Source organism: Streptomyces sp. NPDC006430, assembly GCF_040612395.1.
Lineage (GTDB): Bacteria > Actinomycetota > Actinomycetes > Streptomycetales > Streptomycetaceae > Streptomyces.
Genome location: NZ_JBEXQA010000022.1, coordinates 104,428 through 118,766, shown reverse-complemented (window position 1 = coordinate 118,766; position 14,339 = coordinate 104,428). Strand labels below are relative to the sequence as shown.

9 protein-coding genes are annotated in these 14,339 nt (G+C 72.0%); 3 read left to right on the top strand and 6 right to left on the bottom strand.

Annotation, left to right across the window (positions count from 1 at the left end):
* Positions 1–98: 98 nt before the first annotated feature.
* The 3 genes from mfd to ABZZ20_RS26525 form a co-directional block, all read right to left on the bottom strand.
* The gene (mfd, locus tag ABZZ20_RS26535) at positions 99–3,653 is read right to left on the bottom strand and encodes a transcription-repair coupling factor (RefSeq protein ID WP_356873685.1); all 3,555 of its coding nucleotides are present in this window, start codon (positions 3,651–3,653) and stop codon (positions 99–101) included.
* A 296-nt stretch (positions 3,654–3,949) separates the two neighbouring features.
* Entirely contained in the window at positions 3,950–6,475 is a 2,526-nt protein-coding gene (locus ABZZ20_RS26530) for an FtsX-like permease family protein (RefSeq protein ID WP_356873709.1), read from the bottom strand.
* Between the two features lie 56 nt (positions 6,476–6,531).
* Positions 6,532–7,320 (bottom strand): ABC transporter ATP-binding protein, encoded by a 789-nt coding sequence (locus tag ABZZ20_RS26525; RefSeq protein ID WP_356873683.1) that lies wholly within the window; start codon positions 7,318–7,320, stop codon positions 6,532–6,534.
* Positions 7,321–7,829: 509 nt separating this feature from the next.
* On the opposite strand from ABZZ20_RS26525, the gene ABZZ20_RS26520 reads away from it, so the two are divergent.
* Positions 7,830–9,359 carry an MFS transporter gene (locus ABZZ20_RS26520; protein WP_356873707.1) on the top strand — a complete coding sequence of 510 codons (1,530 nt, stop codon included), beginning with the start codon at positions 7,830–7,832 and terminating at the stop codon, positions 9,357–9,359.
* A gap of 60 nt (positions 9,360–9,419) precedes the next feature.
* Positions 9,420–10,289: a hypothetical protein gene (locus tag ABZZ20_RS26515; RefSeq protein WP_356873681.1), complete on the top strand. Its 870-nt coding sequence runs from the start codon at positions 9,420–9,422 to the stop codon at positions 10,287–10,289.
* Between the two features lie 38 nt (positions 10,290–10,327).
* Here the strand turns inward: ABZZ20_RS26515 and ABZZ20_RS26510 are convergent, their stop codons facing one another.
* A complete protein-coding gene (locus ABZZ20_RS26510; RefSeq protein ID WP_356873679.1) occupies positions 10,328–11,185 on the bottom strand; it encodes an alpha/beta hydrolase in 858 nt (285 codons plus the stop codon).
* Positions 11,186–11,266: 81 nt separating this feature from the next.
* On the opposite strand from ABZZ20_RS26510, the gene ABZZ20_RS26505 reads away from it, so the two are divergent.
* Positions 11,267–11,854, top strand: a complete 588-nt coding sequence (locus ABZZ20_RS26505; RefSeq protein WP_356873677.1) for an ABATE domain-containing protein — start codon at positions 11,267–11,269, stop codon at positions 11,852–11,854.
* Positions 11,855–12,014: 160 nt separating this feature from the next.
* On the opposite strand, the gene ABZZ20_RS26500 is transcribed toward ABZZ20_RS26505, so the two are convergent.
* Together ABZZ20_RS26500 and ABZZ20_RS26495 are read right to left on the bottom strand one after the other, a co-directional pair.
* A complete protein-coding gene (locus ABZZ20_RS26500) occupies positions 12,015–12,896 on the bottom strand; it encodes a DivIVA domain-containing protein (protein WP_356873675.1) in 882 nt (293 codons plus the stop codon).
* 143 nt (positions 12,897–13,039) lie between these two features.
* Positions 13,040–14,339: SUKH-4 family immunity protein (locus ABZZ20_RS26495; RefSeq protein ID WP_356873673.1), on the bottom strand; the 1,300-nt coding region annotated here is incomplete at its 5' end.

Below are 14,339 nucleotides of genomic sequence, written 5' to 3'. Positions count from 1 at the left end.
ACGGCCGTGATCGCCTCCGTCGTCGCGATGCTCGCACTCGACTGGCGGCTCACCCTCGTCTCCCTGCTCCTCCTGCCCGTGCCCCGGCCGCACGCACGTCACGAGCCGAGGATCGTGGCGAGGAACTCCCCGGTCCACGCCAGCAGTTCCCGCCCGACCAGCGGCTTGCCGCCGACCCGGGCGGTCTTCGGCCGCGGGACCAACACCTGCGAGGTGGCCGGCTTGAGCACCGAGCCCGGGTAGAGCCGCTTCAGACGCAGCTCCTGCGATTCGCGCAGCTCCACCGGCCCGAACCGGATGTTGGGGCCCTGGAGGGTGATGTCGCCGACCCCGCAGGCCCGGGCCAGCATCCGCAACCCGGCCACCAGTAGCAGGTTCTCTACCGGCTCCGGCAGCTTGCCGTAGCGGTCGTGGAGTTCCTCCCGCACCGCCTTGACGTCCGCCTCGGAGTTCGCCGCGGCGATGGACCGGTACGCCTGCAGGCGCAGCCGCTCGCCCGGCGCGTAGTCGTGCGGGACGTGCGCGTCGACCGGAAGCTCGATCTTGACCTCCAGCGGCGGCTCCTCCTCCACCCCGCCCTCCACGGCGGCCCGGTAGTCGGCCACGGCCTCGCCGACCATGCGGATGTACAGGTCGAAACCGACGCCCGCGATGTGGCCGGACTGCTCGCCGCCGAGCAGGTTGCCCGCCCCGCGGATCTCCAGGTCCTTCATCGCCACGTACATGCCGGCGCCCATCTCGGTGTGCTGGGCGATCGTCGCGAGCCGCTCGTGCGCCGTCTCGGTCAGCGGCTTCTCCGGCGGGTAGAGGAAGTAGGCGTACCCGCGCTCACGACTGCGACCCACGCGGCCTCGCAGCTGGTGCAGCTGGGAGAGGCCGAAGTTGTCGCCGCGCTCCACGATGAGGGTGTTCGCGTTGGAGATGTCGATGCCCGACTCGACGATCGTCGTCGAGACGAGCACGTCGAACTTCTTCTCCCAGAAGTCCACGACGACCTGTTCCAGGGCCTGTTCGGACATCTGCCCGTGCGCGGTCGCGATCCGCGCCTCGGGCACGATCTCGCGCAGCTTGGCGGCTGCCCGGTCGATGGACTCGACCCGGTTGTGGATGTAGAAGCACTGGCCCTCGCGCAGCAGTTCGCGCCGGATGGCCGCGCCGATCTGCTTCTCCTCGTACGGTCCGACGAAGGTGAGCACCGGGTGGCGCTCCTCCGGCGGGGTGGTGATGGTCGACATCTCGCGGATGCCGGTCACCGCCATCTCCAGGGTGCGCGGGATCGGCGTCGCGGACATGGTGAGCACGTCCACGTTGGCGCGCAGCTTCTTCAGCTGCTCCTTGTGCTCGACTCCGAACCGCTGCTCCTCGTCGACGATGACCAGGCCCAGGTCCTTGAACTTGGTCTCCTGCGAGAACAGCCGGTGCGTACCGATGACCACGTCTACGGAGCCCTCGCGCAGGCCCTCCAACGTGGCCTTGGACTCGGTGTCGCTCTGGAAGCGGGACAGCGCCTTCACGTTGACCGGGAACTGGCTGTAGCGCTCGGAGAAGGTCCCGAAGTGCTGCTGCACCAGCAGCGTGGTCGGTACGAGGACCGCGACCTGCTTGCCGTCCTGGACGGCCTTGAAGGCGGCCCTCACCGCGATCTCGGTCTTTCCGTAGCCGACGTCGCCGCAGATCAGGCGGTCCATGGGGACGGACTTCTCCATGTCCTCCTTGACCTCGGCGATGGTGGTGAGCTGGTCGGGGGTCTCCGCGTACGGGAAGGCGTCCTCCAGCTCGCGCTGCCAGGGGGTGTCCGGCCCGAAGGTGTGGCCGGGCGCCGCCATGCGCGCGCTGTACAGCTTGATCAGGTCGGCGGCGATCTCCTTGACCGCCTTCTTGGCGCGCGCCTTGGTCTTGGTCCAGTCGGCGCCGCCCAGCCGGTGCAGGGTCGGGGCCTCGCCGCCGACGTACTTGGTGACCTGCTCCAGCTGGTCGGTGGGGATGTAGAGGCGGTCGCCGGGCTGGCCGCGCTTGGCGGGGGCGTACTCGACGAGGAGGTACTCGCGGGTGGCGCCCTGCACCGTGCGCTGCACCATCTCGACGTAACGGCCCACGCCGTGCTGCTCGTGGACGATGTAGTCGCCAACCTCCAGCGTGAGGGGGTCGATGGACTTGCGGCGCCGGGTCGGCATCCGGCCCAGGTCCTTGGTGGCGGTGCGCTGGCCGGTCAGGTCGGTCTCGGTGAGGACGGCCAGGCGCAGCGCCGGGTCGACGAAGCCGTTGTCGAGGGAGCCGCAGGCGACGTGGACGAGGCTGGGCTCCAGGGTGCGCAGGTCGGCTTCGAGCCGGGCTGCGATGCCCTCACCGCCGAGCACCTCGACGGTGCGGGCGGCCGGGCCGTGGCCCTCGGTGAGGTAGACGGTGTGCCAGCCCTCGGCGATCCACGCCTTGGTGTCGGCCAGTGCCCGGGCGGTGTCGCCCCGGTAGGCCTCGGGGGCGTGCATGCCGAGCTTGAGGGTGTCCCCAGCACCCGACACGTCGAAGGCGTGCGTCAGCGTTTCGTCGGAGGCGAAGGGGGAGACCGACCACCACATCATGCCGAGCTCGCGGGCCCGGTCGCGGACCTCCGCGATCCCGCGCAGCGAGGCCGCGCCGACGTCGATGGGGGCCTCTCCGCCGCCAGCGGTGGCCGCCCAGGAGGCCATGAGGAACTCCTGGGAGGTCGCCACCAGGTCGGCGGCCCGGGTGCGCACCCGCTCCGGGTCGCACACCACGGCCATGGACCCGGCCGGCAGGACGTCGATCAGCAGTTCCATGTCGTCGACCAGGACCGGCGCGAGGGACTCCATGCCCTCCACGGCGATCCCCTCGGCGATCTTGTTCAGTAGCTCGCCGAGCTCGGGGTGCTGCTCGGCGAGGGCTGCGGCCCGCTCCCGTACCGCGTCGGTCAGCAGCAGCTCGCGGCAGGGCGGGGCCCACAGACCGTGTTCGGCGATCTCCAGGGACCGCTGGTCGGCGACCTTGAAGTAGCGGATCTCCTCGACCTCGTCGCCCCAGAACTCCACGCGCAGCGGGTGCTCCTCGGTGGGCGGGAACACGTCGAGGATGCCGCCGCGCACGGCGAACTCCCCGCGCTTCTCGACGAGCTCGACGCGGGCGTAGGCGGCTGCCGCCAGCGCCTCGGTGACCTCGCCCAGATCGACGCTCGCACCCTGCCGAAGGCTCACCGGCACCAGGTCCCCGAGCCCCTTGACCTGCGGCTGGAGGACGGAGCGGATCGGCGCCACCACGACGGAGACGGGCCCGGCGGCCGGGTCGTCCTTGCTCGGGTGGACGAGCCGGCGCAGTACGGCGATCCGGCGGCCCACGGTGTCGCTGCGCGGCGAGAGCCGCTCGTGCGGCAGCGTCTCCCAGGACGGGAACTCCGCCACCTCGTCGGGCGGCAGGAACGACCGCAACGCGGCGGCCAGGTCCTCGGCCTCACGCCCGGTGGCGGTGACCGCGAGCACGGTCCGCTCGGTCCTGGCGGCCAGCGCGGCGATGACGAAGGGCCGCGCCGCCGGCGGGCCGACGAGGTCCACGTGCATGCGGTTGCCGTCCCCGGCCGCGGTGACCGCCTCGGCGAGGGCCGGGTCCCGGGTGACGGCGTCGAGCAGTCCGTGCAGGCTCATGAGGGAGGCTTTCCGTCCGGTGAAGGGGCAACGCGAAGGGCCCGACACGCACGCGGGCCGGGGGTTCCCACCCTACGACGCGCCCCGATGCCGCGCGCGTGGGATTCGGGTCACCCGCAGGGGTGACGGAGCCGGGCGTTGCCGGGGCGCCCCCGCCGTTCCCGTACCGGCCGTGCGACGACGACACCGGCCCCGGCCGCCCTCATGGGCAGCCGGGGCCGGTGCGCTCCCCCGTCGGGTTCCCCCGTCGTTCCCCCGTTGGTTCCCCCGTCGTTCCCCCGTGACGACCGCTTGAGCTACTCGCTCGCGATCGCGTTCAGTACGTTCATCCGCCCCGCCCGGAAGGCCGGAACCAGTGCGGCGAACAGGCCCACGAAGGCCGACCCGGCGAAGACGCCGATGATCGTCGGCCACGGGATCTCCAGCACCTTCAGGCCCTGGAGGGCGAGGAGCTGCTGTGCGGTGGCTCCCCAGCCCATGCCGAGGCCGAGGCCGAGGAGGGCTCCGAAGAGGGCGATGACCACCGACTCCAGGCGGATCATGCGGCGCAGCTGGCGGCGGGAGAGACCGATGGCGCGCATCAGACCGATCTCGCGGGTCCGCTCGACCACCGAGAGGGCGAGGGTGTTCACGACGCCGAGGACCGCCACGATGATCGCGAGGGCGAGGAGCCCGTAGACCATGTTCAGCAGCTGGCCGACCTGGTCCTTGAGGGCCTTCTTGTAGTCGGTCTGGTTGCGCACGTCGTACTGGGGGTAGTCCGCGAGCGCCGCCTTGACGGCCGCGTACGCGGCATCGGGCTTGCCGTCGGCCTTGGCCAGCAGCATGAAGGGCAGCGGCATCCGGTCGGCCGGCACGAACTCCCGGGCCGTCGCGGTGCTGACGTACATCACGCCCTTGTCGATGTTGCCCTCGTCGGAGGTGATCGCGGTGACCTTCAGCTTCGTCGTCCGGCCTTCGTCGAACGCGACCGTCAGCTCGTCTCCGACCTTGACGTGGTGCTCCTTCGCGTAGAGGGAGCCGACCGACATCGCGCCCTTGCCGTACGCCGCCGCGTGCTCGCCGGCCACCATCTTGCGCCGGACGTCCTGGACGTAGGTCGGGTCGGTGACGCTGAGGCCGCCGTCCTGGACGGAGCCGTCGGGCGCGGTGACCTTCGCCTTCACCTCCCGGTACGCGGTGACGTGGTCGAGGCCCTTGGTGGCGCGCAGCGCCTGCTCCGCCTGGGGCAGGATCGGCTGCTGGGACTGCGACTGGACGATGTAGTCCGCGCCGACCGACTTGTCGAGCTCGTCGGTGGCGGAGGCCACCATCGAGGAACCGACCACCGACAGGCAGGCGACCAGCGCCAGTCCGATCATCAGCGCGGCGGCCGTGGCGCCGGTGCGGCGCGGGTTGCGCAGCGCGTTGCGCTCGGCGAGGCGGCCGACGGAGCCGAAGGGCCGCAGGACCGGGCCGGAAAGCACGCGGACCACGAAGCCGGCGAGCAGCGGACCGATCACGATGAAACCGATGAGGGTGAACAGCACGCCGAGGGCCAGCCAGAGCGATCCGGGCCCGGCCTTGTCGGCGCCCGCGGCGAGGAACAGGCCCGCGCAGCCGACGGCGGTGAGGACCAGGCCGACGACGGCCCGGACCCGGCCGGCCTTCTTGTCCCCGGGGGTGCCGGCGTCGCGCAGGGCGGCCATCGGGGAGACCTTGCCGGCCCGGCGGGCCGGGATGAAGGCCGAGACGACGGTGACGACGGTGCCGAGGAGCAGGCCGACGAACGGCGTGGTCCAGGCGACGGTCAGGTCGTTGGTGGACAGGTGCATGCCCATCTGGCCCATGAGCTTCATCAGGCCGACGGCCAGGCCCACGCCGGCGCCGACGCCGAGGAGCGAGCCCACGACGCCGAGCAGGAAGGCCTCCACGATCACCGACTTGAGCACCTGGCCGCTGTCGGCGCCGATGGCGCGCATCAGGCCGATCTCGCGGGTGCGCTGGGCGACCAGCATCGAGAAGGTGTTGAAGATCAGGAAGATGCCGACGAGGAAGGCGATGCCGGCGAAGCCGAGCATCACGTACTTCATCACCTTGAGGAAGGAGCCGACGTCCTTGCGGTTGGCGTCCGCGGCCTCCTTCGCGGTCTGCAGCTTGTACGTGTCCGCGCCGACGGCGGAGGCGATGTTCTTCTTGAGCTGCTCGTCGCTGACCCCGTCCTTGGCGGTGACGTTGACCTGCGTGAACAGGCCGGGGGCGCCGAGCAGCTTCTCCTGCGCGGTGGCCGTGTCGAAGTACACGATCGCCGCACCGGGGTTGGTCACGGTGAAGGTGGCGATTCCGCTGATCCGGGCGCGGACGTCGCCGGTGATGGCGATGGTGCGCAGCTCGTCACCCAGCTCCAGGTGGTGCTTCTTCGCGGTGTCGGCGTCGACCATGACCTCGGCCGGGCCGCGCGGGGCCTGGCCGGAGGTGATCTTCATGGACTTGAGCTCGTTGTCGTTCCAACTGCCCGCGATGGTCGGGGCGCCGGTGGTCGAGCCCATGTTCTCGTTCTTGGCGTTGACGACCGTGACGGACAGCGAGACGACGCCGCCCTCGGCGCCCTTGACTCCCTCGGCCTTCTTGACCTGCTCGACGACCGAGGCGGGCAGCACCTCGGGCCTGCCGCGGTTCGGGGCCTGCTCGCCGCTGCCCTGCGCGGCCTTCGGGCTGACCGTCACGTTGGAGCTGGTGACGGCGAACAGCTTGTCGAAGGTGGTGTTCATCGTGTCGGTGAACACCAGCGTGCCGCAGACGAAGGCGACGGAGAGCAGGACGGCGACGGCGGAGAGCGCCATCCGCCCCTTGTGCGCGACGAAGTTGCGCCGCGAGGTCTTCAGTACGGTGTTGGTGCTCACGAGGTCCGCCCGCGCGCGTCGAAGTCCTTCATCCGGTCCAGGACCTGGTCGGCGGTGGGCCCGTACATCTCGTCCACGATCCGGCCGTCAGCCAGGAAGATGACGCGGTCCGCGTACGAGGCGGCCACCGGATCGTGCGTGACCATCACGATGGTCTGGCCGAGCTCGTCCACCGAGCGGCGCAGGAAGCCGAGGACCTCGGCGCCGGCCCGGGAGTCCAGGTTTCCGGTGGGCTCGTCACCGAAGATGATCTGCGGGCGGGCCGCGAGGGCGCGGGCCACGGCCACGCGCTGCTGCTGGCCACCGGAGAGCTCGGTCGGGCGGTGCTTGAGGCGGCCCGCGAGGCCGACGGTCTCCACGACCCGGTTCAGCCACTCCGCATCGGGTTTGCGGCCCGCTATGTCCATGGGGAGGGTGATGTTCTCCAGGGCGTTCAACGTCGGCAGCAGGTTGAACGCCTGGAAGATGAAGCCGATCCGGTCGCGGCGCAGCTGCGTGAGCTTCTTGTCCTTCAGGCCGGTGACCTCGGTGTCGTCCAGGAAGATCTGCCCGCTGGTCACCGTGTCGAGACCGGCGAGGCAGTGCATCAGCGTGGACTTGCCGGAGCCCGAAGGGCCCATGATCGCGGTGAACTGGCCGCGGCGGATGTCCACGTCCACCTCGTCGAGGGCGACGACGCGCGTCTCCCCGGAGCCGTAGGCCTTGACGACCTTGCGTGCCCGGGCCGCGACGGCTCCATGCCCTCCAGTACCCCCGTGCCTGGTTTCGGTCATAGCCGTTGTCACGGTGCTTCCCCTCGTTCGTTGCGTTACCGCTTGCGGCCGGCGCTGCGTGTGACGCCTCGTGCCGCCGTGAAGTCTGTGGCGCAGGGGGTGTCCGGCGCGCTGGTGCCCGTCGCCGTATCCACCGGGGGGTTAACCCCACCCCGCTCGTATGAACCAGTTAAGGACCTCGCGGAGCCGTCCTCCTCCTCCGTCGGAACGAACCGCCCCTGGACCCTTGTGAGGAGCAACCCCTAGGGGTTCTCCACCCTTTGGGGGACGAGGACTGGGGGATACCGCCGGATACACCGCGGTGAGATGGTGTTCCCCGCAGGTACGTGCACGGTGAAAGGATCTTCGTGGACGCAGCGGAGGGCACGGACGGGAGCGCCGCGGGCGCCGCGGGAAACAGCGGCGACGGCGCAGCAAGCAGCGGCGACGGCGCGGCCGGGGAGAGCCTCGACAGCGCGCCCGGGCGCACGTGCTCCACCACGGGGGCGCAGGCCGCGGCCGGCACCCCGCACGCCGCAGCGATACCCGGCGGACGGCCGCCCGCCGCCGTGGTCGCCGCCCTCATGCTGAGCATGGCCCTCGTCGCCCTCGACAGTTCCATCGTCTCGACCGCCGTCCCCCAGATCGTCGGCGACCTCGGCGGGTTCTCCGTCTTCTCCTGGCTCTTCGCCGGCTATCTGCTCGCCGTCACCGTCACCCTCCCCGTCTACGGGAAACTCTCCGACACCCTCGGCCGCAAGCCCGTCCTGCTCTTCGGCATCGCCCTGTTCCTCGTCGGCTCGCTGCTGTGCGCGGTCGCCTGGAACATGGCCGCCCTCATCGCCTTCCGCATCGTCCAGGGACTGGGCGGCGGCGCCCTCCAGGGCACCGTGCAGACCCTCGCCGCCGACCTGTACCCCCTGAAGGACCGCCCGAGGATCCAGGCCAAGATGTCCACCGTCTGGGCCACCTCCGCCGTGGCCGGCCCGGCGCTCGGCGGATTCTTCGCGGCGTTCGCCGACTGGCGTTGGATCTTCCTGATCAACCTGCCGCTGGCCGGCCTGGCCCTGTGGGCGACCGCCCGTCACCTGGTGGAGCCCGTACGGTCCCCCGGACGCCGGGGCCCGATCGACTGGGCCGGCGCGCTCGCCGTCTTCGCCTGCGGCGGACTGCTGCTCTTCGCACTGGTGCAGGGCGGGGTCGCCTGGCCGTGGCTGTCCGCGCCCTCGCTCGGACTGCTGGCCGCGAGCGCCGTACTGGCGGCCGTGGTCGTGCGGGTGGAACGCCGCGCCGAGGAACCCGTCCTGCCCGGCTGGGTGTGGCGCCGGCGCACCATTGCCGCCGTGAACCTGGCGTTCGGCGCCCTCGGCCTGCTGATGGTCGCCCCGATGGTGTTCGTCCCGACGTACGCACAGTCCGTCCTCGGCCTCGGGCCCGTCAGCGCCGGGCTCGTCATGTCCGCGATGACCCTCAGCTGGCCCCTGTCCGCCGCGCTCAGCCAGCACGTCTACCGGCGCATCGGCTTCCGCGACTCCGCCGTCGTCGGGATCTCACTGGCCACGCTGATCCTCTTCTCCTTCACGCTGCTCCCGTATCCCGCCCGGCCCTGGCAACCGACGCTGATCATGCTGCTGCTGGGCGCGGCCCTCGGCCTCTTCCAACTGCCGCTGATCATCGGTGTTCAGTCCACCGTGGGCTGGTCCGAGCGCGGGACGACGACGGCCTCGGTGCTGTTCTGCCGCCAGGTCGGCCAGAGCGTGGGGGCCGCCCTGCTCGGGGCCGTCGCCAACGCGACCATCGCCGCCCGACTGGCGGACGCCCCGACACCCGGGCTGACGGGCCACCTGGACGACGTGTCCAAGGCCCTCGACCGGCCCGGGCTGCTCCCGCAGGCTGCCGCCGACCACCTGCGCCGGGCCGTGGCCGCCGCCGTGGACCACATCTTCCTCGGCGCGACCGCCACGGCCGTGGCGGCGCTCCTGGTCCTGCTGCTCCTGGCACCGCGACGGTTCCCGGTCCTGGAGGAACAGCGCGAGGACCAGGGCGACTTACCCCGCTCCCGCTTGTCATGAGCCCGGTCAACGGAGTAGATCTCGGAGTCCTGCATCCGAGATCCGTTCCGGGGGGACGACATGCTTTCCGCACTCTTCGCACTGGCCTTACTGATGGCCCTTGCCGCACCGATCGGCCTGCGCCTGCGGCACCGTCCGGACTTCGTCACCGGCCGCGACGGCCGGCTCTCCACCTCCACGACCCTGGCCCTGGCCTGGACGGTGATCCTGGTCTGGCTCCTGCTCGCGATCCTCGCGTACGGGCTCACGGCGGGCGGCGGCGTCGACTACTTCGCCGGGGACGACGGCCCGCTGTCCTCCCTGACCACCGTGTACCTGCCGCTGCTCGGGGGCCCGTACGTGGCCATGATCGCGGCGAAGACGGTCGTCGGCATCCGCCTGGAGAACGGCACCATGAGCAAACCCGCCCCCAAGCCCACGGCCACGGGACGACGGCCACTGCGCGAGCTGATCGCGAACGACAGCGGACGCACCGACCTGATGGACCTCCAGTACGTGGCCCTCAGCTCGGTCACGATGCTGTACGTGGTGCTGTTCTTCCTCTCCGACGTGAGCGGCGGACTCCCCCACCTCCCCGCGGAGATCTGGGCACTGACGGGTGCGCCGGCGGGGGCGTACCTGGTGAACAAGATGGCCACGCGCGGAAATCCGGTGATCACGGCCGTCACACCGGCCGGCGCCGCGCTGGTGGTGGAGGGCGGGGGCTTCGGCCCGCAGGCCCGGGTGGAGGTCGAGGGCGCCGAACTGCCGACGGAGTTCGACCCGGCGACGGGCGCCCTGACCGCGCCGCTGCCGGCCGCCGCACCCCCCGCCTTCACGGTGATGGTCACCTCCCGCGGCCTGCGCAGCGACCCGTACCGGTACGCGCCCACGCCCACGGCCCCGGCAACGCCCTCGGCGACGGTCCCGCCGCAGCAGCCGGCGGGGTAGGCGTCGAGCGGACGGATCACGCGCCCCCGCGCCGCGCATCACGGGAGTTCGGCGAGGAACCCCTCGATCAGCGGGGCTATCTCACCGAGGTGGGTCTCCAGCGCGAAGTGCCCCGCGCCCTCGAAGACGTGCACCTCGGCGTCGGGGACGTCACGCAGGTACGCACGGGCGCCGGCCGGGGTGAAGAACGGGTCCCCCGCCCCCCAGACGACCAGGACGGGGACCCGTGCGGCACGCAGCCAGGCCTGCCAGGCGGGGTAGCGCGCGAAGTTGGAGGCGTAGTCGAAGGCCAAGTCGGCCTGCGCGTCGGCGCGCCCCGGCAGCCCGAGGTAGTGCACGTCGAGCGTCCAGCCGTCGGGGGAGATCAGGCCGGGGTCGGCGACGCCGGTCTCGTACTGGAAGCGGGTGCCCTCCTCGGTGAACAGCCCCCGGACCCGTTCCTCGTGGCCCGGCACATCCCGCCGCAGCCCGGCGAACTCGCGGGCGGCGTCGGAGAGCCCCTCCTCGTACGCGTTGCCGTTCTGCACGATCAGGCCGGTCACCCGCTCGGGCCGGCGTACGGCGAGCCGCAGCCCGACCGGGGCGCCGAAGTCGAAGACGTACAGCGCGAAACGGTCCAGCCCGAGGGCGTCGGTGAATCCCTCCACGACGTCGGCGAGCCGGTCGAAGGTGTACGTGAACCCGTCCGGGGTCTCGGTCCGGCCGAAGCCGGGGTAGTCGGGGGCGATCAGCCGGTACGGGGTGTCGCCGAGCGCGTCCATCAGCCGGGTGAACTGGTGCGAGGAGGTGGGGAACCCGTGCAGGAGCAGCAGGACCGGGCCGTCGGCCGGGCCGCTCTCGCGGTAGGCGACGCGGACCCCGTGCACTTCGACGGTGCGGTGGTGGACGAGCTGCATCACATGCCTCCAATGACTTGGTTTCCATTAGTCTCATCGGAGATGACTAACGGGTCAAGTGATTCCGGTAGCATTAGATCCATGGCAGCCACCCCGACGCCTCCGAGGCTTCCGACGCCTGCGCCGTTCCCGCTCACCGGCGAACCCCTCGCGCTGGACCTGCTCAACACCCGCACCGCCGACGCCGGCGACCTCATCGCCGATCCGGCGGGACTCTCGGCCTGGCTGGCCCTCCAGCAGGAACGGCTGAGCCCGATCGGCGAAGCGGGCTCGACGGAACTGGCGGCCGTGCACGCCGTACGAGAGGCAGCCGGCGCGGCACTCGCAGCCGCCCGCCACGGTGAGCGGCCCCCGGCCGATGCGCTGCGCGCACTGAACGAGGCCTCGGCGGGGGCTCCGGCCCACCGCGAGCTCGTCTGGAGCCCGCAGGATGGCCTGACAGCGACCCCGCACCGGACGGGCACCCCGGTCCGGCGACTCGCAGCGGAGCTGGCGGACGCGGTGACGGACCTGCTGACCGACCCCCGCGTGAGAGACGTCCGCACGTGCGAGGGCGCGGACTGCGTCCTGCTCTTCCTGCCGACCCACCCGAGGCGGCGCTGGTGCGTGGCATCGGTCTGCGGCAACCGGGCCAGGGTGGCCCGCTACTACGCCCGCCACAAGTCCTGACCCACTTCGGCCCACCCCGACCCGCATCGGGTCAACTCCCCTCGGACCAGACCCCGTCACACCAGACCCGGACCGGGCCCGGCCAGGCCGCGGGGCGGGGCAGGGCCGCACGGCAGGGCGGCGGGCGGCGGGCGGCGGGCGGCGGGCGGCGGGCGGCGGGTCAGCCTTCCGCCGGGGCTCGGCCCGTCAGGGCAGCAAGGCTGGAGCGGACGTGCCTCATATGGGCCCGCATCTCCTCCTGGGACTCCTCGTTCTCCCGCAGGATCCGGTCCGTCTCCCGACCGATCCGCTCCTCCTCGACACGCGCCGCCGCCAAGAGTTCCGCCGCCCGGGCCTCGGCGTCCTCCTGCCCGTGCCGCGCAGACTCCTCCGCCTCCGCGCAGCCGCGCCGCGCCTCCGCCAGCCGCGCCTCCGCATGTCGCTCCAACTCCGCGTACCGAGACTCCAGTTCGGCCTCCCGCTCCGCGATCTCCCGCTCCGCCGCCTCCCACCGCTCCCGGTGCTCCTGCTCCCGGTCCGCCAGGAGCGCGTCCGACCTGCGCCGCATCTCCGTCAGCGCGGCCTGCGCCTGCGACCGCCACTCGCCGGCGTCGTCCCTGGCCTCCCCACGGACCGCATCGGCCTCCCGCTCCGCCCGCAACAGCCCCTGCCGCGACCGGACCTCCGTCTGCTCGCGCACCGCGTCCGCGTCCTGCCGGGCCAACTCCGCCACCCGGTCCGCGTACGCCTCGGCCGCACCCATCGCGTCCACCGCGTCCGCCCGCGCGTCCCGACGTACGGCGTCCGCCTCCTCCTCCACCAGCAGCAGGATCCGTCGGGCACGCTCGCTCAGCTCGTCGTACGTCTGCGGGGCCAACGAGGCCACCGCCTCGCGCAGCCGCTCCGCCTCCGCTTCCATCCGCTTCGCCAGGACGGTCAGCCGCGCCACCCGCTCCCAAGCCTCGTCCCGACCAGCGGCGAGCCGGGCCAGATACCGGTCGACCTGTTCCGTGCGGTAGCCGCGACCTCGTACGGTCGCGAAACCCGGTCCGTGAGGTGACATGGGAGCAGTCATCCTGGAAGCGCCTCTCTCGCGGGGATTCCCGTCAAGGATGCGTCATTTGCGCGCAGAAGCCGGAATGGCCGGGCCGGGACCCCCAACGAGGGTCACGGCCCGGCCATCCAACCGATCGTCCGATCGTCCGATCAGAGCAATCCGTCCCACATCTGCTCCAGGAGCACCGACCACCAGCTCTCCGGCGACGCCAGCGCGGCACTGTCGAGCCCCGCCAGATTCGCCTGGAAATCGACGGTCCAACGCCCCGCCTGCTCCGGCGTCAGATGCTGGCGCAAGCGCCACATGTGACCCAGCATCGCCAGCGAACGCGCGAACTGCGGCAGGCTCGAATTCACGAACTGCGGCGGCACCGGCGCACCACCCGGACCGGCTTCCACCGGAACCGCCACGATGTGCGCCGTCCCGTACTGCACGCACAGGGCCCTGCCGAAGTCACTGCCGACCACGAGGTAGGAACCCGCGTCGGACGCAGGCTGCACCTGCCGCTGCACCGCCAGCTCCGCCAACGTCGGCACCGGCTGCCCCGGCACCGCCTGCGCCCAGAAGAACGGCCCGAAGTCGGTCGGCAGACCCGCCCACACCAACGTCTGCGCCACGATCTCCGGCACACCCTGACGGGACACCGCCCGCTGGTCGAAGCGGAACACGCCCTGCGGACCGAAGGCCCCGGCCAGCTCCGCGCCGATCGCGTCCAGCGGGATCGCCGGCTGCAACGGCACCTGCGGCAACGGCGCCCGCACCGGTGCCGGGCGCGCCGGACCGTCCGCCACCTCGTGCAACTCACCCTGATGGGCCAACAGGTGCCGCATGCCCTGCTGACGACCCGCATGGTCCCTTCCGTACGGCGCCACGCTGGTGATCCGGACCTGCGGCCAGGTCTCCCGGATCATCCGCGCGCAGTACCCGCCGGGCAGATCACACGACTCCAACTCGGTGTGCAGCTCCAGCACCTGCTGCGGCGGCACGTTCATCGCCCGCAGCTCGTGCAGGATCTGCCACTCGGGGTGCGGCGTACCCGGCGCGGAACGGCGGATGAGCTGCTGCTCGGAGCCGTCGGGGGCACGGTAGCGCAGCACGGCCTGGTAGCCGGGGCCGACGGTCGGCACACCGGTGGGCGCAGGGGGCTGCGCCACGGGACCGGCCTGCGGCTGCCCGGGCGGACCGGGGGGCGCGGGCGGCCGGCCCGTGACGGCCGGACCCGCCAACATCGTCGCAGCATGATCCAGGCCGCCCCCGGGCGCGCCCGGCGCACCCGGCGGACCGGGAGGCTGGGGTACGCCGGGACCCGCGAGCATGGTGGCGGCCTGATGGGCCGCGCCACCGGGAGCACCGGGCGGACCGGGAGGAGCCGGCGGCTGACCCGCACCAGGAGCACCCGGCGGACCGGGCGGAGCCGGCGGCTGACCCGTCACAGCCGGACCCGCCAAC